Raw genomic sequence first — 19,176 nt, 5'->3', positions numbered from 1 at the left:
CGGGCTCGGTTCGCCCCGCGCTACTGCGGGTCGAGCAGTTTCGACTCCGCTTTGCGCAGGTGTTCGAGCAGCGTCGTCTTCGAGATGTCCATCTCGGCGGCGAGTTCGCGGGTCGACACCTCGCGGGGCCAGCGGTAGTAGCCTTCTTCGCGCGCGAGTTCGAACGCCTCTCGCTGACTCCGGGTGAGCGTGTCGAGCCGCCGACTGCGCTCCGGTTCCGCGCCCTCGGACGTGGAGATGGAGGCGACGCGAATCTCGGCTCCGGTCTCGTCCATGACGGTCTCGATGCGCGGCTGTATCTCCTCGCGCGCGCCGGCGAACCAGACTTCCCACCGCTCGCGGCCGTTTTCTATCCGCGTGGGGGCGCTGTGGACGAAGCCCTGCTTGAGCAGCTCCGGACACATCATGTCGCTCGGGTCGTACTCCAAGAAGAACTCGCGGGCGACCGGGCCGGGCGCGACGTGCTTCCCGCGGGAGTCGAACCGCTCTTGCAGTTCCAACACCTCGCCCGTGAGCTCCGAGTCAGCGATGGCGTCGAGGAGCGTCTCGACCTCGTCGAGCGACTCGCCGTAGGCGGTGAACAACCCGTTCGACCGCTCGACGCCCGCGGCGGGAGCGTCGTAGATGGCGTGTGCGAGGATGCCGCCGTCGTATTCGCTCGTCGATTCGATCGCCCAGCAGTTCGGATGCCACAGGTCGAGCGTAAGGCGCGTGCCTTCACCTGCCGTGCGCTCGCTCATACACCGGGTAATACGTCGTTACGTAAGATGTTATCTGTGGTCACTCGGCGTCGCGGTGATGCGTCGGTTCGGGCGCGCCCCCTTCCATGGGAGGGTCCGGGGTTATTAATCTTAGTTGTGAGTCTAGGGTCATATGGCGCAGGACGAATATCAGCACTACATCGACGGCGAGTGGACGGACGGCACCGGCGACGAGACGTTCGAGAGCACGAACCCCGCGACGGGCGAGTCGCTGGGGACGTTCCGACGCGGCACGCCCGAGGACATCGACGCGGCGGCCGCCGCGGCCGACGAGGCGTACGAGGAGTGGCGCGAACTCTCCCACATCGACCGCGCGGAGTACCTCTGGGACATCTACCACGAACTGCGCGACCGCACGGAGGAACTCGCGGAAATCGTCACCAAAGAGTGCGGCAAAGAGATTTCCGAGGGCCGCGCCGACGTCATCGAGGCGTACCACATGGTCGAGTGGGCCGCGGGCGACGCCCGCCACCCCAAAGGCGACGTGGTCCCCTCCGAGATTCCCGCGAAGGACGCCTACATGCGCCGCAAGCCCCGCGGCGTCGTCGGCTGTATCACCCCGTGGAACTTCCCCGTTGCCATCCCCTTCTGGCACATGGCCGTCGCGCTCGTCGAGGGCAACACCGTCGTCTGGAAGCCCGCCGAGCAGACGCCGTGGTGCGGACAGATTATCGCCGAGATGTTCGAGGACGCCGGCATCCCCGACGGCGTGTTCAACATGGTACAGGGCTTCGGTGACGCCGGCGCGAGCATCGTCGACGACGAGCGCGTCGACTCCGTGCTGTTCACGGGCTCCGCCGAGGTCGGCCACGAGGTCTCGAGCAAGGTCGCCCAGCAGCCCGGCAAACTCGCCGCGTGCGAGATGGGCGGCAAGAACAACATCGTCATCACGGAGAAGGCGGACCTCGACATCGCGGTCCACTCCGCGACGATGTCGTCGTTCAAGACCACCGGCCAGCGCTGTGTTTCCTCCGAGCGCATCGTCGTCCACGAGGACGTGTACGACGAGTTCAAGGAGCGCTTCGTCGAGAACGCCAAGAACGTCTCCGTGGGCGACCCGCTCCGCGAGGACACGTTCATGGGCCCCCTCATCGAGGAGGGCCACAAGGAGAAGGTCACGAACTACAACGAACTCGCGGAGACGGAGGGCGTGAACGTCCTCGTCGACCGCACCGAGCTCGACGCCGACGAGATTCCCGAGGGCCACGAAGACGGCCACTGGGTCGGGCCGTTCGTCTACGAGGCCGACCCCCACGACGACCTCCGCTGCACCCACGAGGAGGTGTTCGGCCCCCACGTCGCCCTGCTGAAGTACTCCGGCGACATCGAGGACGCAGTCGAGATTCAGAACGACACCGACTACGGGCTGGCCGGTGCCGTCATCTCCGAGGACTACCGCCAGATAAACTACTTCCGCGACCACGCCGAGGTCGGCCTCGCCTACGGCAACCTCCCGTGTATCGGCGCGGAAGTCCACCTCCCGTTCGGCGGCGTGAAGAAGTCCGGCAACGGCTACCCCTCGGCCCGCGAAATCATCGAGGCCGTCACCGAGCGCACCGCGTGGACGCTCAACAACTCCAAGGAGATTCGCATGGCGCAGGGCCTCTCGGCGGACATCAAGACCAAGCAAGACGACTGAAGTCGTCCAGCCTGTCACCGCGTCACGGCCCCGCAGCAGTCCTGCTTTTTCCGTCCGCCGTTTCAGTGTCCGTCGGTCGATTCAGCCTCCCCGTGAGCGCCGGTCGCGACGTAGACGCCGGGCATCCCCGTCTCCTCGACGGTCAGCGCCACTTCCTCGTTCTCCTCGGCGGGGCGGTCGGTCACGACGGTCACGGCCTCGATTGGGTCGCGGCGGACGAACGCCCAGACGAGGTCGAGCATCGAGGGATGACCGCCCTTCCGAACGACGAGTACGTGACGCGAGTCGGCCAGCGCCCGGAGTTCGGGCGACAGGTCCTCGTCGTCGAGTTCGTCCGGTGGAATGGCGTGCAGCACGTCGCCTCGAATCGTCTCGGTCATGGTGGTTCCACGAGGGCCGGGGGAAAGAAGCGTGCGCTCTCGGACTGTCGGGGGGGCGCCGCCGAGGCGCGACGACGCCGCGGCTCGGAGCGAAGCGGTCGTCAAAAGGCGGAGGCGAATTCGCCTCCCGCCGAATCTCGCGTCACCAGTTGGCGAAGTGAGACGAGGGGGAGTGCGCTCCCACCGGGCTTGGGAGCGCGAAACGACGTGGCCACGTCGTTTCGGATGCCACAACGGACCCCGAAACGTTGCGGCGGGTGCGGCGGATGTGGAGTCGCCGACGACTGGCGAGAAAAGCGCCTATTGCGTCGGCGACTTTCGCTTAGGAGCCACGATGTATAAAGCCACCGCAACAGCCGTTCTCACACCCCGTGAGCGCACGGCTCTCGCGGTTTCTCGCCCTGTCTCACCGAGCGTTGACGGTCGTCGCCGGCGTTACGCGGTCGCTTCGAACTCGCGTCGGAGCTCCGCTTCGAGATTGTCGAGTTCGCGGTCGAGGTTGCGCTCGAAGAACGCCTCGACGCCCGGCAGTCGGCCGTCGACGGTGAACTCGTTGATGAGGCGGCTGCCGCCGTCGTGTTCCTCGATGGTGTGTTCGCCCGTCACCCGCATCACCCGCGACTTGCCGACGAACTTGACGTGCGTCGGCTCGTCGACTTCGATGTCTTCCGTCTCGACTGTCACCGTCGAACGGACGAGCGGAATCGGGAGTTCGAGATACCACGTCGCGTGGCGACCGTCGTCGGACACGTCGAAGCGGTCGACGACGCTGATAGCCCCCGCTCGCTTGGCCGGGTCGGCGATGAACTCCCAGACGCGCTCGCCGGGAGCGTCGAACTCGAACGTTCGTTTCACGCGGACGGTCATGAGATACCATCACACCTCCACAGTAAAAATCCGTGGAATCGCCTCAGCTTCGGGTGACGCGCCACGTCGTCGAGCGGGCGCGTCCCCACTTCTCGATTTCGACGTCTTCGGACTTCTCGGCCAGCCGCGGCAGACGGGACCCGACCTGCTTCGCGGTGAGACCGATGGCTTCGGCGATGTTCTTCGCCCGGAAGTAGCCCTCCCCGCGGCTGACGCTGTCGCGGAGATAGGCGAGAATGCGTTGTTCCTCGTCGGTGTACTCAGTCATCCTCGGACCGTCTAGGGAATGGGCGTTATTAACGGTTACCCGTGTTCCTCAGCGTTGATACTCGACGCTACTGGAACAGGTGCGCGCCGCAGACCGCCAGCGAGGCCGCGATAATCGCGACCATGAACCCGAGCGCCTTCGTCAACTGGTCCGGTCCGGCGACCATCAGCCCCGCGCCGACGAGCGTGAGTACGCCGAACAACGCCGCAAAGCCGATGGACTTGTCGGATTGCACCGTCTTGGTTTCCATGTTTCCGACCTTCGCGGGTGCGCACTTAGTTCATTCGACACCGCCTGCCGTGGGGCGACGTGTCGGGGTCGAGGCGTGCGGGACGGTCCCGCGAACCGCTGTCGCGCTCGGCCGTTCGACATATGTACCACCAGTCTCGTGTGTCCACAAGATGGGACTGACATCCGCGTTGTTCGGCGGAAGACTCCGTATCGCGCTCGTCGCGCTGGTGCTCGTCGCGGCCGTCATCGGCGGGGCGTTCGCGGCCGGAATAATCGGCGCGCCGAGCGTCGACCGGGTCGACAACCGGTTCGGCGGCGTCAACGAGACGGCGACGGTCATCGAGACCGACCTGTACGTCTCGAACCCGAACCCGCTTTCAGCGAACCTCTCCGGGCTCGCCGTCGACTACGGCGTCGAGATGAACGGGATTCGGATGGCGACCGGCGAGAAGGAAGGCGTCTCTGTCGGGCAGGGGACCACAGCAGTCCCGCTTCGGACGACGCTCGAAAACGAGCGCATCCCCGAGTGGTGGGTCTCGCACATCCAGAACGGCGAGCACACCGACCTCGCCGTGAACGCCACCGTCTCCTCGGAGACGCTCGGCCGGACCTTCGAAGCGCCCGAGATTACCCGGAGCATCGACACCGACCTGCTGTCGGCGTTCAACTCCACGGAGACCCGCGAGATAAACGCGGAGTCGCCGGTCGTCTCCGACCCCGTGTTGTACGTCAACGAGACGAACGCCGAGTGGGGCGAGTCAACGGACGAGCGCACGGCGCTCGAACTCACGTTCGTCGTCCACAACCCCAAGCCGTACCCGATTGCGGTCTCCGAACTCGGCTACGACATTTCCATGAACGACGTGGCCGCGGGTGAGGGGACCACGAACTCCGAGTACGTCATCCCTCCGCGGTCGACGGAGACCATCGAGGCGACGACCCACATCGAAAACGACAGGCTCGACGAGTGGTGGGTCACGCATCTCGAACGCGACCAGACGACCGACCTGCGCATCGACTTCTACGCGAACCTCGACGCCGGCGGCACGACGCTTCGCGTCCCCCTCGACCCGCTGACCTACGAGAAGACGTTCGAGACGGACATCTTCGGGAACAAGGCGGCGTCTGACGGAAGCGAGACGGCGGACGAACCCACGGCGACGGAGACGGCCGAGACAGCCGAGGCGACTGAGACAGCCGAGCCCGAGACCGCGACTTCGACGGCAACCACGACTTCGACAGCGACGACGACCACGACAGCGACGACGCCCTCGTCAAACGACGGGACCACGACCACCGACGACGGCCTCCTATAACAGTCCCGCGTCAGTCGCGGCGTCGGAGACCGTTCGACCGCCGGCGTCTATCGAAGAATCGTCGGTGAATCCTGACTCAGCCGATAACTCTTTACCGTCGGCTACGATAGTCGATGATATGACGCGGAGTACCCACGCTCCTGATCGAGTTCTTCTCCCGTAATGAGAACCCTGTGTCCGTCGAGAGCGACGACGAAACCATCGTCGTCTCCTTTGGCGACCAGTCCTGTGAACTGTCCCGAGACGCCGCCGCCGACTTGCAGGAGGCCATCGGCTCGGCGCTGACCGAGAAACGGGAGTTCTTCCGCACGGCCGGCGAGTACCGCCGAGACGGCAGCTACGTCGTCTCCCGCCGCGGCGCGGACTCCACCGGCAACGCGAAGGTGTTCACCAGTTTCGACGAACTGCGCCGCCTGTACGACCGCCTGCCCGAGCGCTTCACCGCCGAGGACATCGGTCGCACCGGCATCACCGGGTCGCGCCGCCACATGATACTCCGGCACTTCGGCGAGCATCCGGGGTTCGACTGCCGCATCGCCAGTCGGAACCCGCTGACGGGCGAAAAAGAGTCGTCCGAGACCGAAAACGGCGAGGCAATGGAAGTCATCGCCGACTGAGCGCGGCGGTACGACGGCGCGTCGGTGCGCCGACCGTGACCCCCCTTCGCTTCCGTCTTCGGTTCCGCAGCCTCAGTCTATCGTGACGTGGTCCGACTCCTCGTTGAGCGCGAGGTTCGACGCGATTTCCGCGTTCCGCATCGCGTACTGCGCGGTCTGCTGGAGGCTCACCAGCACCTCGCGAATCTGGAGGAGCTTCTGGTTTTCCATCTCCGGGAGGTCGTTGAGGATGTCGCGCTCGCGGTCGCTAATCTCGCGGAACAGCTCTCGGCACTCGATGGTGAGGTCGTAGTCGCGCTCGACGACGGCCCGCACCGCGGTCGTCGTAATCTCGTCGACGTGGTCCGTGAACTCGCGGATGCGCCGCATCGTCGACTGGTCGACGTCGATGGTGTGGCCCTCGGCGTCCATGACGATGTTGGCGATGTCCTCGGCGTTGTCGGCGGTCAGTTCGAGATTTTTCGCCACCGAGCGGTAGCCGATGAGCGGGAAGCCCGAATCGAGGCCGACCGCCCGCGCGAGGTTGGGGTTCTGGTAGGACGTGAAGATGAGCCGGAGCAGGAGGACGAAAATCTTGTTCGCCTGCCGCTCGCGGTTGAGCGCCCGCTGGGCGAGGTCGGGGTTGCCGTGGGCGAGCGCCTTGACGGCCTCGCCGCGCATCGTGCTGCCCGTGTTTTCGAGGCGTTCGAGCAGGTTGTTGAGGGTGAAGTCCTCCGCGTCGACCGAACAGCGAATCGCGATTCGCTCGGGGGTCTCCTCGATGACGCCGAGGCCCATGAGCTGGGTCTCGGCCTTGTAGACGGCGTTGATGTGGTCCGAATCGAGCGCGCCCTCGCTTTTCTCGATGTGGATGACGCGTCGCCCGAGGACGTACTGCGCCACGATGGCGCGTTCGAGCGCCTCCGCGTTCAGACTGTCGGCGCGAATCGTCGCCTTCGAGTCTTCGGTGTTGACCGATTCGGGGAGAACCGTCAGCGTTCCCTTGCCGCTCGTCCGAATCGTCACCTCGTCGCCCTTCTCGACGTTGTGTTCCTTGGCCCACTCCGCTGGAAGCGTCATCGCCAGCGTGGAGGGACCGAGACGCTGGACTTTCCGGGTTTCCATGCCAGTCAGAACCCATCCAATGACCTTAAATCTCACTATATTACACCCCGTGTGAATAATGGGTAGTGGTTCTCATTGCACACGATTCCGAATATTAAATCATCTACGTCGAGCGGGCGGGATGGAAATGGCTGATCGTCCCGTACACCGGCGTATTAACCCCGAGTTTCCCCGGAACGTCGTCGATACGGGCAGATTATGATTTTCCAGACTGTTCATAACTTTACTGCTCCGAAACCTCGTAATAAGCGCCTCCATAGCGACGGGACTGCGGAGGTACGGGGAGAGAGATGGTATCGAACAACACACGACAAGAGATGGAGGGAATGCTCGGACAGGTCCCGAGTTGGATGGAGGACTTGGCAGAACCGGCGAGCGAACACAGTTGGGGGCTCTTCCGCGACCTCAATCTGGGAGAGGACACCGAACTGTCCGGGCGGGAGAAGGCGCTCATCGGCGTCGGCGTCGCGGCCGCGATTAACTGTCCGTACTGCATCTACTTCCACACCGAGGAAGCGCGGTTGAGCGGCGTCACGGACGAGGAACTCAGAGAGTCCGTCAACCTCGCCGCCGACACGAAGTACTTCTCGACGGTGCTCCACGGGAACGAGACCGACCTCGACGAGTTCAAGGCCGAAACGGACGAAATCGTCGAGTACATCGCGAAACAACAGGCACCGGCGGACGACTGACGAGACGGCCGACTGGAGCGGCCTCTCGCTCGATTTTTCTGTGCTGACGCGCCGAGCCGGCCGCATCCGACGTGCGCCGCTCACCCGATTTTCATCATCCGGCGCTCGACGCGACCCACGCGGACTTTCGTCCACCCGCGGAGGTCGGCGTCGAGGTCGGGGTCGTCGGTGTCGACCCGGAGGACCGGAATCCCGTCGAGTTTCGACCGCGAGGCGACGACCGACACGTCGCAGCGTCGAATCACGGCCGGGGAGAGCTGGGGGTTGCCGCGACCGAAGACGAACCCCTGTCCGCCGATGGGTGTGACGACGATGACGTTCTCCTCGCCGAGGCTCGCCAGAATTTCGGCCTCCGTCGCGTCGCGGGCGAGCACCTCGCCGTCGCGGTAGACGTCGACGCCGAGCGGCGACCCGTCGATGCCCAACTCGGCTTTCACCGCGCCGACGGTGCTCCCGGGGCCGAGGACGTAGGTGACGCCCGCGGTTGCCCGGATATCGTCGGCGACGCCCGCGGCCAGCGCCTCGACGGTGCCGCCGCCGGTCTGTTTCGACGACTGGAGGTCCTCCGCGACGGGGACGTGCGCGACCGCCCGAAGCTCCGGTCTGACCTCGCCCTCGCGGTAGTCGTCCTCGTCGATGTCCATGACCTCGCGGGCCTCGGTCCGCTCGAACGAGGTGACGACGTGGGCGGCGTCCTCGGGAGAGACGGCGAACACGGAGGAGTAGACCTTCACGCCCGCGGGGACGCCCAGCATCGGCACGTCGGTCCCGTCGAGCGCCTCGGCCACGTCCGCCGCGGTGCCGTCGCCGCCGACGAACAACACGAGGTCCGCGTCGGCGTCGACGAACGCCTCGACGGCGGCGACGGTGTCCGCCGCGCTCGTCTCGCCGCCGGACGGTTCGCCGAGCACCTCGGGGTCGAAGCCGGCGTCTCGGGCGGCCGACGCGCCCATCTCGCCGCCCCACGCGAGCAGTTCCGTCTCGGGGGCGGCCTCGAAAAGCCGAGAGAGCGCCCGTCGCGCCCGCTCGGGCGACCGCGGCTCCGCGCCGCGCGCTCTGGCCTCCGCGACTTTCCCGTCGGTTCCCTTCAGGCCGACCCGGCCGCCCATCCCCGCGACGGGGTTGACGACGACACCGATTCGCATGACTGAACGAACCCGCGCCCCGGGGAAAAGCGACGCGGTAGCCGGCGAGAGAGTAGCCGGCGAGAGGCGACTGGGGCGCGCCCCCACGGGTTCGCTGACGCTCACGCCGTGACAACTGTCGCCAGAACCTCACCGTTTAAGAACCGGACGTGGGAACTGTCACCTATGATTCCGCTATCAGCCAGCGAGCAGGTGTTGCCGACCTCGGAGACGGCCGCGACCGTGCTTCTCGTGGGTATTCTCATGACCGCCGGGTGGCTCTGGTACCTCCAGCGCTGACCCGCCGGCCGACCGACCCTACTCTTCGTACAGGTCGACTCGCGCTTCGAGCCACGCGGCCGCCGATTCGACCGTCTCCTCATCGGCTCCGGCGAGTTTGATTCTGACGTGGTCGCCGGGGTAGCTCCCGACGGTCACGTCGAACGCCGATTGGACGGCCTCGAACCGCTCGATGAGCGAGCTTTCGGGCTCCGAGGTGTGGACGAACCGGACGTGGGTCCGCTCGCCGGCGAACTCGTCGGCGACGCGGGCGTACATGGCTTTCATCTCGCCGGGGACGCCGGGGAGCACGTACACCGAGCCGACGACCGCACCGGGCGCGACGCCCTCGTCGTTCGGGAGCATCCGCGACCCCGCGGGGAGGTCGGTCGTCCCCTCCACGAGGTCCGCCGCGGAGTAGCCGCCGTTGGTCTCCAGCCACTCCTCGGCGTCGGCGTGCCGCTCCAGCGAGCGCCCGAACGCGGCCGCGACGCTCTCCATCGTCACGTCGTCGTGCGTCGGCCCCAGTCCGCCGGTGACGACGACGGCGTCGTACTCGGCGTGGTACTCGTTGACGACGCGGGCGATGTCGGCGACGCGGTCGGGGACCGTCGTCACGCGCTCGACGGAGACGCCTCGCGCCGTCAGTTCCTCGCAGAGCCACGCGGCGTTCGTGTTGACGGTGTCGCCGGCGAGGAGTTCGTCCCCGACGGTGACCACGGCGACTTGCATACCCCGAGGTAGCGCGCTGCGAGGCAAAAAAGCGTTCACACCGGCGAACCGGGTCGGCCGGGCGATACCGCGGCTCAGTCGTCCGTCGGCGGTCGTCGTTCGTCAGCGGTCGTCGTCTTCCACGTCCAAGCCGAGTTCCTGTCTGCGGTCGCGGAGCGCCCGAATCTGCCGGCGGTAGTAGAGTATCCCCGCGCCGCCGACCAGCACCGAGACGGCCGCGACGGCCGCGAAGATACCGAGGTCGCGCTGGAGGTAGAACTGCACGACGACGTTCCCATCGGTCACTTCGTCCCACCGGATGTGAAGCCGGTCGTCGACGACTTCGGTGTCGTAGCCCGACGGCCGGACCGACCCGAATATCGGGAAGTCGACGCGGCGGTCCGCGGGCAGGACGACCTCGTAGCTCCCCTCGACGAAGACGGGCAGCGAGAACCGCTTCGGCGTCGAGGACGAGCTAAACGCGAGCTTTCCGTCGCGTCCGGCGTCCTCGGGGAGCGTGACGTTCGTGATGCGGTCGTTCTGCGTCACGTCGCCGCCGCGGGCCTTCAGTTCGGTCCCGTTGAGGACGGTCCCGTTGTCGTAGCGGTAGCGGACCGCCTCGACCGAAAGCGGCGTCCGACTGCCGAAGCCGTCGAACCGGTAGAGCTCGACCGAGGAGCTGTTGACCTCGTAGACCGCGCGGAACCGGCCGTTGTCCTGCACCGTGATGTGCGCGTCGGTCTCGGCGGTCCACGCGTAGTCGCCGTCGGGCGCGGCGTCGAGCCGGTCGTTCGAGACGCTGGAGGTGCCGCCGAGACACCCGGCGGTCACGAGGAGGAGGGCGAGCGCGGCGATACCGACGAGGAGTCGCCTGTTCATCGTCTTACTGGCCGATGACGCACTTCAGCTCCGCCGGCAGGTACGAGCCGATGCTGGCAAGGAGCCCCGGCGGGTCGGTCTCGTCCCGGCAGACGATGCTCTGTTCGAGCAGGCCGAGGCGCTCGACGGTCACGATGTCCTTCGCGTGGCCGGCGCGGTTGACCGTCGCGCGGACCTCGCCGCGGGTCGCGCTGTTGACGTTGACGCGACCGCTCCCGCGGGTCCAGTCGTAGAGGCGGTCGACCTGCTCGTCGGCCAGCCGCGAGGGCCCCTCGTCGCCGCCGTAGACGAACGTCAGCGGCATATGCTGGACGAGACCGAAGCGGTCGCGAATCTGGGTCGCGGAGCCGCGGCCGAGGCCGAGTTCCTCGGTCGGGATGCGCACCTCGATGCCCGCGTCGAGGACGAAGCCGTCGTCGTCCCAGTGTTCGAGGGTGCCGACGTAGGTCTCGCCGGCCGACAGATGCGGCGTGACCTCGCCCCACTCCTCGCGGAGGACGTTCCGCGCGACCGTCTCGTCGTCGCCGGAGACCGTCACGGAGATGAAACCGTCGTCGCGGACGCCGATGTCGTACGTCACGTCGAGGTCGCCGATGTCGTTGGCGACGAGCGACGTGAGGCTGTCGAGCGCCCGCTCGCGGGCGTCACCGTCGATGTAGCACTTCGTTGCGAGAACGACCATTCAGTTCGTCCCCGTCACTTCGACGTTGAGCTCGTCGCGAAGCTCCTCGATGCGTCGCTCCATCGCGTCGACGAGGTCGTCGTTGTCCATCGGTTCGAGCTGCGCGCCCGTCTCGGGGCACTGGAAGCCGTGTTCCATCGCCTCGGAGAACTCGAAGCGGATGCCGGCGGGTTCCGAGAGGTAGAACTCGTGGTTGCGCTCGTAGTCGAGGCGCTCTTCGAGCGCGTCAAGGAGGCGGTACATCTCCTCTTCGAGGTTTTCGGGGATGTTCTCGTAGTGGAAGGTCCAGAGGTAGGTGAGCCAGCCGGAGTCCTCGTCGCGGACGCGGCGGTACGACGCGAGGTCGTTCTCGTAGAGAATAAACAGCGCGCGGCGCACGTCGTTGAGTTCGAGCCGCAGTTCCTCGGCGAGTTCCTCGTCGGTGACCTCGCCGTCCGGGGGTGCCGCCGCGACCGGCATCCCGGTTGGCCCGACCAACTCGTGGAGGTACTTCTGGATAACAGGGTCGTTCAGTAACTCCTCAAAAGCCATTGTGCGAAATGGCGTCAGGAACGCCATTAAGTCTTATTACTCCCGGGCAGCGGAGAACCGCAAGCGGGCGTGCCGACGCTCCGATTACTCCTCGTCGGCCGGGACGACTTTCTTGCCCGTCGCCATCGGAACCACCCGGTTTTCGGCGTCCTCCCACTCGCGGTCGAGTTCGCGCCCGTCGAACAGGCGGTCGAGGAACACCGCGAGACCCGCGACCTCCGAGTGCGGCTGGTTCGTGACGCCGACGTTCCAGTCGGCTCCCTCGTACACCTCGAAGGGGACTTTCTCCCCGCCGACGACGACGAGGAGCGGTTCCTCGGCGTGCGCCTCGCGGATGTCGGCTTCCACGTCCTGAACGCGCTCGCCGTACATCGTGAGGTGGACGACTTTCCCCGCCCAGTTGCGGATGACGCCGTTGAGCGCCTCGGTGAGTTCGACCTCGAAGGGGCCGCCGAACCGGCCCGTGATGTCCTCGACCGTCTCCATCGAATGGCCGGCGTTGTCCGGGAGGATGACCCGGTCCGCGCCGAGCGCGCGGGCCGTCAGGCCGACGTGCGTCGTCATCCGGTCGTCGCGCCCCGGTCGGTGTCCGTACCGGAGGACGGCGACCTCGGGTTCGTTGTGCATGTCTCTCCGAAGACGGCGGGGGAAAGTGGCGCTTTCGGAACGCGGGCGGCGCGGGTCGCGTCGGCGGTCGCCACCGCTGCCCGTCGGCGGCCCGGAGGGGAAACGGACTTATCACTCGGCCGAATCATCTGTGCCATGTCGCTGGAACTCTCCGACAAGCGCGTCCTCGTGACCGGGGGCGCGGGACTCGTCGGGTCTCACCTCGCTGCACACCTCTCCGAGGACAACCACGTCGTCGTCGCCGACGACCTCTCGAAAGGCGCTCGGGAGCAGGTCCCCGACGGCGTCGAGTTCGTACAGGCCGACATGACCGACGAGAACGACGTCGCCGAGGCCGTCACCGAGGACCTCGATATCGTCTTCCACTTCGCGGCCTACACGGACACGAACTACGGCAACCCCCGACAGCTGTTCGAGGAGAACACCGAGATGACGTACAACGTCCTCGAACGGATGCGGGAGGTCGGCGTGTCGGATATCGCCTTCACCTCCTCGTCGACCATCTACGGCGAGGCCCCGCGGCCGACTCCCGAGGACTACGCCCCCCTCGAACCCATCAGCATCTACGGCTCCTCCAAGCTCGCCGACGAGGGCCTGCTTTCGACGTTCGCCCACTCCTACGACTTCACGGTCTACATGTACCGCTTCGCCAACATCGTCGGCCCGAACCAGCGCGGCAACGTCATTCCGGACTTCATCGAGAAGCTCCTCGAAGACCCCGAGACGCTCGAAATCCTCGGCGACGGCCGACAGGAGAAATCCTACCTCCACGTCGAGGACTGCATCGACGCGATGTGTCACGTCGTCGAACACGCCGACCGCGACTACAACGTCTACAACCTCGGCACGCGGACGACCACCTCCGTGACGACCATCGCCAACATCGTCGCCGACGTGCTGGACCTCGACCCCGAGTTCGAGTACACCGGCGGCGACCGCGGCTGGACCGGCGACGTGCCGAAGATGCGCCTCTCCATCGAGAAACTCTCGGCGCTCGGCTGGGAGCCCGACGGGTCGAGCGACGAGGCCGTCCGCCGCGCGGCCGAGGAACTCGCCGAGGAGCTTCGCGCCGAGTACGAATAGCGCCGACCGACACCCGCGACCAACACCGACACCGCGGGGCGACACCCGCGACCAACACCGACACCGCGGGGCGACGCCCGGGGCGACCCCGAAACCCGCCCCCGGAGCGAGCCACCTTTCTACCGCGACTCCCTACCCCGGAGCGTGCAGGTCGTCGGCTACGATACCGGAACCCCCGCGCTGTTCGTGAGCGCGAGCGACGGCATCGACTCGGTCGCGCTCGCCCCCGGCACCGAACTCGACTACCGCCTCGGCGAGCGCCACTGCGCGGGCACCATCCACGACGACCGCCACGTCGCCTGCGACAATACTCGTGCGCCGTACTGTTCTGACCACCGCCACACGTGGGTCTGCGCGAAGTGTACCGGGACGTGCCTGAAAGACGAGATGGACTGCTACGAGGACCACGCGGTCTACCTCGCGGCGTTCGCCCCCGACACGTTCAAGGTCGGCGTCACCCGCGAGTGGCGACTCGACACCCGCCTGCGCGAGCAGGGGGCGGACCGCGCGGCCCACGTCCGGACGTTTTCGGACGGCCGGGTCGCCCGCGAGTACGAGGCCGAACTGGCGACCGAGATTCCCGACCGCATCCGCGTCCCGACCAAAATCGAGGGGTTCGGCCGGTCGGTCGACGCCGCGGCGTGGGACGCGCTCCTCGCCCAGTTCGACCCCATCGAGACGTTCGCGTTCGACTACGGCCTCGACCTCGACGGCTCGCCGGTCGCAGAAACCGTCGCCACGGGGACCGTCCGCGGCGTGAAGGGGCGCGTGCTCGTCCTCGACCACCGCGGGACGACCTACGCGGTGGACCTGCGCGACCTCGTCGGCCACGAACTCGATGACGGCGGGACGGACCGCGACCTCCAGTCGAGCCTCGGCGCGTTCGGGTGAGCGGTGCGGTTCTCAGAGACCGTCAGCACTTTCCGGGAGGACGGCCAACTCGCTCCCATGGCTGACGACGAACCCGCAGACGAGACGCAGACGCCCGACGAGGGCGACGACGGCGAAGAGGAGAAGTCGTTCCGCGAGCGGGTCGAAGAGATTCGACAGCGCCGCGAGGAAGAGCGCGAAGAGGGCGAGCGCCCCGACCCCGAAGAGATGATGGGCGGCGGCGGTCCCGGCGGCATGGGCGGCGGCGGCAACCCCTTCGCGCAGATGATGAGCGGCATGATGGGCGGCGGCGGCCCCGGCGGCATGGGCGGTGGCGGCGGCATGGGCGGTGGCGGCGGTATGGGTGGTGGCCCCGGCGGCATGGGCGGCGGCCCGCGCGACCCCGAGCAGGGAAGCGGCAGCGACGAACAGCTCGTCCGCGAGGTCCGACAGCTCCGCGACGAGGTCCGTGACGTGAACCGCGAACTGCGCCGCATCGCCGACGCGCTCGAAGACCGCGACTAACGCGGTTTCGCAGTCGGTCTCGCTGTTTTATTTCGACGCCAATCGGTCGTAGAGCGCCGCGAGTCGGTCGACAGAGCGGTCGACGCTCACCTCGTCGCGGCGGTCGAGACAGCGCGCGCTGAGTGCCTCGCGCTCCGCGAGCGCCCGCCGAATCCCGCGGCGGAAGCCCTCCAAATCCCCGGACTCGTAGTGATAGCCGGTCACACCGTCGAGGACGGTGTCCTCCAGCGCGCCCTCGTTGACGCCGACGACGGGCGTCCCGCAGGCGTTGGCCTCCAGCGCGACGAGCCCCTGCGTCTCGACGGGGCTCGGGAAGCAGAACACGTCGAGCGCGGAGTAGAACGCCGGCAGCTCCTCGCGGTCGAGGAAGCCGAGGAAGCGAGCGTCCACGCCGAGGTCGTCGGCGAGGGCGACCAGTTCCTCGCGGGCGGGGCCGTCGCCGCCGAAGACGAGCGTCGCGTCGAGATCGGCCGCGGCGCGGACGAGTTCGTCGAGGCGCTTCTCGTAGCCGTGCCGACCCGTGTAGCCGATGAGCGGGCCGTCACCGAGGTCGTAGCGCCGGCGGAAGTCGCCGCCCTCGACGGGTTCGAACCGCTCTACGTCGATACCGTTCGAGAGGACGACGATTTCGGCCTCGACGCCGACCTCGTCGACCAGGCGGCGCTCGGCGTCCTCGCTCGGGACGATGACCGCGTCGGCGCGGTCGAAGAACCACCGCTCGTAGCGCTCGGCGGTGCGCTCGACGCCGCGCTCGATAGCGCCGACGGAACTGAGGTACTCGGCGTACTCGCCGGTCGGGGTGTGGTAGGTCGCCACGAGCGGGAGGTCGCGCCGGCGGGCGAGTCGGAGGCCGGCCAGTCCGAGTCCGAACGGGGTGTGGGCGTGGACGACATCCACGTCGTCGACGGCCCCCGGAATCCGCGGCGCGCCGATTCGAATCCCCTCGTAGAACGGGAAGGGGAGGCTCCGGACGCCGTACTCGCCGGGCTCGGGGTCGTAGTCGTCGTCCGCCGGGAACACCACGTCCATGCGGCCGCCGCGGCGGTGCCACCGCTCGCGCCACGTCTGAATCGTGTAGGTGACGCCGTTGACGGTCGGCAGGTACGTGTCCGTGAACGCGGCGACCGACTGCATGGCCGTTCGTGCGACTCCGACGGGATAAACCGTTGTGACTTCCCGCTGGACTGTCGTGTGTTAGCGTGCCAACTTCCGGGTAGTCGAGTATCTCGCCGGTCAGCCTTCGAGTCGCCCGGCCAGCGCGTCCTCGTACGTCTCGACGAGTCTGTCGCCGACGCGGTCGAGGCTGTGCTCGGCGGCCGTCTCGCGGGCGTTCTCGCCGAGTCGCCGCCGGAGGTCGGGGTCGCGGGCGAGCAAATCGAGCGCCCGGCGGAACTCCGCGTCGCTCGAACACTTCAGGCAGTCGTGGCCGTGCGTGTAGAACTCCTCGAACACCGGGATATCGCGGAGGACGACCGCCTTCCCGCAGGCCATCGCTTCGAGGACCGCGATGCCCTGGTTCTCGTTTTTCGTCGCGAAGAGGTAGACATCTCCCGCGCCGAACGCGCCGCGGATATCGTCTATCCAGCCGGTGAACGTGACGTTCTCGGGGGGATTTTCGACCCAGTACCGTACTTTCTTCGAGGCGTGCGGACCGGTGTCGTAGGGGCCGAACCACGCGAAGTCGTAGTCGGTCTCCTGTGCGAGCGTGCAGAACGTCGTGAGCCCCTTGCGCTCGAAGACGTTGCCGACGGTGAAGACCGTCATCCCGTCGAGGTCGTACTCGGCGCGGTACTCCTCGCGGAGGTCCTCGAAGCCGTCGAGCGCCTCGGTGTCGACGCCGTTCGAGACGGGGCGAATCGGCGCGTCCACCGGGTAGGATTCGAGCGTTCGCTTCGTGTACTCGGAGGGACAGAGCACCACGTCGGCCTGCGAGTAGAACCATTTGAGGTACTTCCCGAGCGCGGGGGCGACCGCGGTCGACCCGCGGAAGCTCTCGGCGAAGTCCTCGCGGGTGACGTGCGAATGGAGGACGAGCGGGATGTCGTTTCGCTTCGCGTGTCCGGCCACGGCGAGCGAGCCGGGGCCGATGAGGTTGCAGTGGACCACGTCGTAGTCGCGGACGACCCCGTCGCCCCGCAGGAGGCCCGCGGCACCCGCGGCGGCCGACTCGGGCCACGGGGAGGTGACAACCTCCACGTCGGTCGTGGCGAGGGCCGCCCGCTGCTGGTCGGTGGCGGTGCCGATGCCGCTGCGTTCGAGTTGCGAGGCGAACTCGAGGTAGTTCAGGACGCGCACAGTCGCCGTTTTTCCGGCCGGGGTATCACAGTATCGGCTTCGGTTCCTCGGTGTCGGTCCCGCGTCGCGGTTCGGAACGTCTTTGTCCGGGCCGCTCGCCCGAACGTGTATGAACATCGCGGAGGAGCGCATCGACCGACTCCACGCCCTCGCCCGCGAGGCGGCGAGCGACCGCGACCACGACCGCGCCCGGGAGTACGTCCGCCTCGCCCGTCGCGTCGCGGAGCGGAACCGCTGCGGCCTCCCCAAAGCGTTCCGCCGGTTCACCTGCGACGACTGCGACGCCTACCTCCGCCCCGGCGTCAACGCCCGCGTCCGGACTCGCGCCGGCGGCCACGTCGTCGTCAGGTGCGACTGCGGGGCGACGGAGCGCTATCCCTACTGACCGCCCGACGGCGATTTCGGCAGAATCGCCCCGTTCCCGCGTGTGTACGACAACCAAACGGCCGCCAAAGCCTTACTATTGAAGCCCTCTGGCACATAGTGGAGGCCACACATGAACACGCAGGAGCTGCGGAAGGAGGCCCACGACCTCGACGTGACCGTCTGGGTGGGTAAGAGCGGCATCGAATCGGTGGTCGGCGAACTCAACGACCAGCTGGCAGACCGAAACCTCGTGAAAGCGAAGTTCCTCCGGGCGGCGCTCGGGGGCACGACGGTCGACGAGGCCGCCGCGGATCTCGCGGAGCGCGTGAACGCGGACCTGATAGAGACGCGGGGGAAGACAGCGGTCTACCACCGATGAACGCGCTCGTGGTCCCGCTCCAACTGCAGGGTGACGGCGGTGCTGTCGGCCGGATTCTCACCCAGCAGAACGTCCCGTACGCCGAGACGCTCGGGACGCTCTTGGGTCTCGTTCTCGGCTTCGCCGTCGTCTACATCGTCGGCAAGGCCGTCGTGTCGTCCGCGCTCAACCGCGTCCTCGACCGGCGCGGCGCGGACGAACACGCGAAAAAGCCCCTGATGAAAATCGCGACCCTCGTCGTGGCGTTCGTCGCCCTCGGCGCTGGGTTCGCGTTCGCCGGCCTCGGCAACATCCTGCAGTCGCTCGCCACCATCGGCGCGGCCGCGACGCTCGCAATCGGCTTCGCCATGCAGGACGTCATCGCCAACTTCGTCGCCGGCATCTTCATCTTCACCGACAAGCCGTTCCGCATCAACGACTGGATCGAATGGGACGGCAACTCCGGTATCGTCGAAGACATCTCCTTCCGCGTGACGCGGGTTCGCACGTTCGACAACGAACTGCTCACCGTGCCGAACTCGCAGCTCACCGACGGCGTCATCAAAAACCCCGTCGCGAAGGACAAACTCCGCTTGCAGGTGCCGTTCGGCATCGGCTACGACGACGACATCCAGCAGGCGACAGACATCATCCTCGACGAGGCCGAAGCGCACGACGGCATCATGACGACGCCCGAGCCGTCGGTCAGGCTGACCGAACTCGGTGACTCGTCGGTCACACTCAAGTCGCGCATCTGGATTTCCCAGCCCAGCCGCGCCGACTTCGTCAAGACCCGCGGCGAGTACGTTACCGCCGTCAAAGAGCGGTTCGACGAGGAGGGCATCGACATCCCCTACCCGAACCGCACCCTCAGCGGCGAACTCTCGGTCGGCGGCGCAGAGCGCCTCGCGCAGTCCACCGACTGAGGCACACGACCGACCGCGGGGGACCGCCCCGCCCGGTTCACACAC

The 19,176-nt window shown here is 67.1% G+C and carries 24 protein-coding genes; 10 read left to right on the top strand and 14 right to left on the bottom strand.

Going from position 1 to position 19,176, the window contains the following annotated elements; translation table 11 throughout:
* Nucleotides 1–20: 20 nt before the first annotated feature.
* Nucleotides 21–740, bottom strand: a complete 720-nt coding sequence (locus tag ACSR87_RS13580) for a helix-turn-helix domain-containing protein (RefSeq protein ID WP_498530827.1) — start codon at nt 738–740, stop codon at nt 21–23.
* Nucleotides 741–873: 133 nt separating this feature from the next.
* Here ACSR87_RS13580 and ACSR87_RS13575 point away from each other — a divergent pair, with 133 nt between their 5' ends.
* Nucleotides 874–2,400: an aldehyde dehydrogenase family protein gene (locus tag ACSR87_RS13575; RefSeq protein WP_498530826.1), complete on the top strand. Its 1,527-nt coding sequence runs from the start codon at nt 874–876 to the stop codon at nt 2,398–2,400.
* A 62-nt stretch (nt 2,401–2,462) separates the two neighbouring features.
* Here ACSR87_RS13575 and ACSR87_RS13570 read toward each other — a convergent pair whose 3' ends face one another.
* From ACSR87_RS13570 to ACSR87_RS13555, 4 genes are all read right to left on the bottom strand, one after another.
* Nucleotides 2,463–2,780, bottom strand: a complete 318-nt coding sequence (locus ACSR87_RS13570) for a DUF7526 family protein (RefSeq protein WP_498530825.1) — start codon at nt 2,778–2,780, stop codon at nt 2,463–2,465.
* A 435-nt stretch (nt 2,781–3,215) separates the two neighbouring features.
* Nucleotides 3,216–3,647 (bottom strand): SRPBCC family protein, encoded by a 432-nt coding sequence (locus tag ACSR87_RS13565; RefSeq protein ID WP_008573819.1) that lies wholly within the window; start codon nt 3,645–3,647, stop codon nt 3,216–3,218.
* Nucleotides 3,648–3,690: 43 nt separating this feature from the next.
* Nucleotides 3,691–3,915 (bottom strand): DUF7123 family protein, encoded by a 225-nt coding sequence (locus ACSR87_RS13560; RefSeq protein WP_004043755.1) that lies wholly within the window; start codon nt 3,913–3,915, stop codon nt 3,691–3,693.
* 67 nt (nt 3,916–3,982) lie between these two features.
* Nucleotides 3,983–4,165, bottom strand: a complete 183-nt coding sequence (locus ACSR87_RS13555; protein WP_004043756.1) for a DUF7525 family protein — start codon at nt 4,163–4,165, stop codon at nt 3,983–3,985.
* Nucleotides 4,166–4,316: 151 nt separating this feature from the next.
* On the opposite strand from ACSR87_RS13555, the gene ACSR87_RS13550 reads away from it, so the two are divergent.
* Nucleotides 4,317–5,462 carry an LEA/WHy family protein gene (locus tag ACSR87_RS13550; RefSeq protein ID WP_498530824.1) on the top strand — a complete coding sequence of 382 codons (1,146 nt, stop codon included), beginning with the start codon at nt 4,317–4,319 and terminating at the stop codon, nt 5,460–5,462.
* 173 nt (nt 5,463–5,635) lie between these two features.
* Nucleotides 5,636–6,079, top strand: a complete 444-nt coding sequence (locus tag ACSR87_RS13545) for a DUF7528 family protein (RefSeq protein WP_004063773.1) — start codon at nt 5,636–5,638, stop codon at nt 6,077–6,079.
* 72 nt (nt 6,080–6,151) lie between these two features.
* On the opposite strand, the gene ACSR87_RS13540 is transcribed toward ACSR87_RS13545, so the two are convergent.
* Complete coding sequence (locus ACSR87_RS13540; protein WP_004043760.1) at nt 6,152–7,183, bottom strand: phosphate signaling complex PhoU family protein; 1,032 nt, start codon at nt 7,181–7,183, stop codon at nt 6,152–6,154.
* 317 nt (nt 7,184–7,500) lie between these two features.
* Between ACSR87_RS13540 and ACSR87_RS13535 the strand changes: the two genes are divergently transcribed.
* Nucleotides 7,501–7,875 (top strand): carboxymuconolactone decarboxylase family protein, encoded by a 375-nt coding sequence (locus ACSR87_RS13535; RefSeq protein ID WP_498531069.1) that lies wholly within the window; start codon nt 7,501–7,503, stop codon nt 7,873–7,875.
* 80 nt (nt 7,876–7,955) lie between these two features.
* Here the strand turns inward: ACSR87_RS13535 and ACSR87_RS13530 are convergent, their stop codons facing one another.
* From ACSR87_RS13530 to ACSR87_RS13505, 6 genes are all read right to left on the bottom strand, one after another.
* The gene (locus tag ACSR87_RS13530) at nt 7,956–9,020 is read right to left on the bottom strand and encodes an ATP-NAD kinase family protein (protein ID WP_498530823.1); all 1,065 of its coding nucleotides are present in this window, start codon (nt 9,018–9,020) and stop codon (nt 7,956–7,958) included.
* A gap of 297 nt (nt 9,021–9,317) precedes the next feature.
* Nucleotides 9,318–10,010, bottom strand: a complete 693-nt coding sequence (locus tag ACSR87_RS13525; RefSeq protein ID WP_405001547.1) for a competence/damage-inducible protein A — start codon at nt 10,008–10,010, stop codon at nt 9,318–9,320.
* Nucleotides 10,011–10,112: 102 nt separating this feature from the next.
* A complete protein-coding gene (locus ACSR87_RS13520) occupies nt 10,113–10,868 on the bottom strand; it encodes a DUF5803 family protein (protein WP_004063781.1) in 756 nt (251 codons plus the stop codon).
* 4 nt (nt 10,869–10,872) lie between these two features.
* Complete coding sequence (locus ACSR87_RS13515) at nt 10,873–11,550, bottom strand: DUF2110 family protein (RefSeq protein WP_004043766.1); 678 nt, start codon at nt 11,548–11,550, stop codon at nt 10,873–10,875.
* Complete coding sequence (locus ACSR87_RS13510) at nt 11,551–12,081, bottom strand: transcription factor (protein WP_004043767.1); 531 nt, start codon at nt 12,079–12,081, stop codon at nt 11,551–11,553.
* 84 nt (nt 12,082–12,165) lie between these two features.
* Complete coding sequence (locus ACSR87_RS13505) at nt 12,166–12,708, bottom strand: tRNA (cytidine(56)-2'-O)-methyltransferase (protein ID WP_008573793.1); 543 nt, start codon at nt 12,706–12,708, stop codon at nt 12,166–12,168.
* A gap of 135 nt (nt 12,709–12,843) precedes the next feature.
* On the opposite strand from ACSR87_RS13505, the gene ACSR87_RS13500 reads away from it, so the two are divergent.
* The 3 genes from ACSR87_RS13500 (at nt 12,844) to ACSR87_RS13490 (ending at nt 15,186) form a co-directional block, all read left to right on the top strand.
* Complete coding sequence (locus ACSR87_RS13500) at nt 12,844–13,791, top strand: NAD-dependent epimerase/dehydratase family protein (protein ID WP_498530822.1); 948 nt, start codon at nt 12,844–12,846, stop codon at nt 13,789–13,791.
* 144 nt (nt 13,792–13,935) lie between these two features.
* Complete coding sequence (locus ACSR87_RS13495) at nt 13,936–14,682, top strand: DUF2797 domain-containing protein (RefSeq protein WP_498530821.1); 747 nt, start codon at nt 13,936–13,938, stop codon at nt 14,680–14,682.
* Between the two features lie 57 nt (nt 14,683–14,739).
* A complete protein-coding gene (locus tag ACSR87_RS13490; protein ID WP_498530820.1) occupies nt 14,740–15,186 on the top strand; it encodes a hypothetical protein in 447 nt (148 codons plus the stop codon).
* 27 nt (nt 15,187–15,213) lie between these two features.
* Here ACSR87_RS13490 and ACSR87_RS13485 read toward each other — a convergent pair whose 3' ends face one another.
* Nucleotides 15,214–16,320: a glycosyltransferase family 4 protein gene (locus ACSR87_RS13485; protein WP_498530819.1), complete on the bottom strand. Its 1,107-nt coding sequence runs from the start codon at nt 16,318–16,320 to the stop codon at nt 15,214–15,216.
* A 99-nt stretch (nt 16,321–16,419) separates the two neighbouring features.
* On the bottom strand, nt 16,420–17,481 hold the full coding sequence (locus ACSR87_RS13480; protein ID WP_498530818.1) for a glycosyltransferase family 4 protein: 1,062 nt from the start codon (nt 17,479–17,481) through the stop codon (nt 16,420–16,422).
* A gap of 109 nt (nt 17,482–17,590) precedes the next feature.
* Between ACSR87_RS13480 and ACSR87_RS13475 the strand changes: the two genes are divergently transcribed.
* From ACSR87_RS13475 to ACSR87_RS13465, 3 genes are all read left to right on the top strand, one after another.
* On the top strand, nt 17,591–17,866 hold the full coding sequence (locus ACSR87_RS13475) for a ribonuclease P protein component 4 (protein WP_008573786.1): 276 nt from the start codon (nt 17,591–17,593) through the stop codon (nt 17,864–17,866).
* 111 nt (nt 17,867–17,977) lie between these two features.
* Nucleotides 17,978–18,226, top strand: a complete 249-nt coding sequence (locus ACSR87_RS13470; RefSeq protein ID WP_004043775.1) for a YhbY family RNA-binding protein — start codon at nt 17,978–17,980, stop codon at nt 18,224–18,226.
* Nucleotides 18,223–19,131 carry a mechanosensitive ion channel family protein gene (locus ACSR87_RS13465; protein ID WP_498530817.1) on the top strand — a complete coding sequence of 303 codons (909 nt, stop codon included), beginning with the start codon at nt 18,223–18,225 and terminating at the stop codon, nt 19,129–19,131. Before ACSR87_RS13470 ends, ACSR87_RS13465 begins: the two co-directional genes overlap by 4 nt.
* Nucleotides 19,132–19,176: the final 45 nt, after the last annotated feature.

Source organism: Haloferax sp. SDI50, from assembly GCF_059802635.1.
This window is presented reverse-complemented; position numbering and strand designations above follow the sequence as displayed.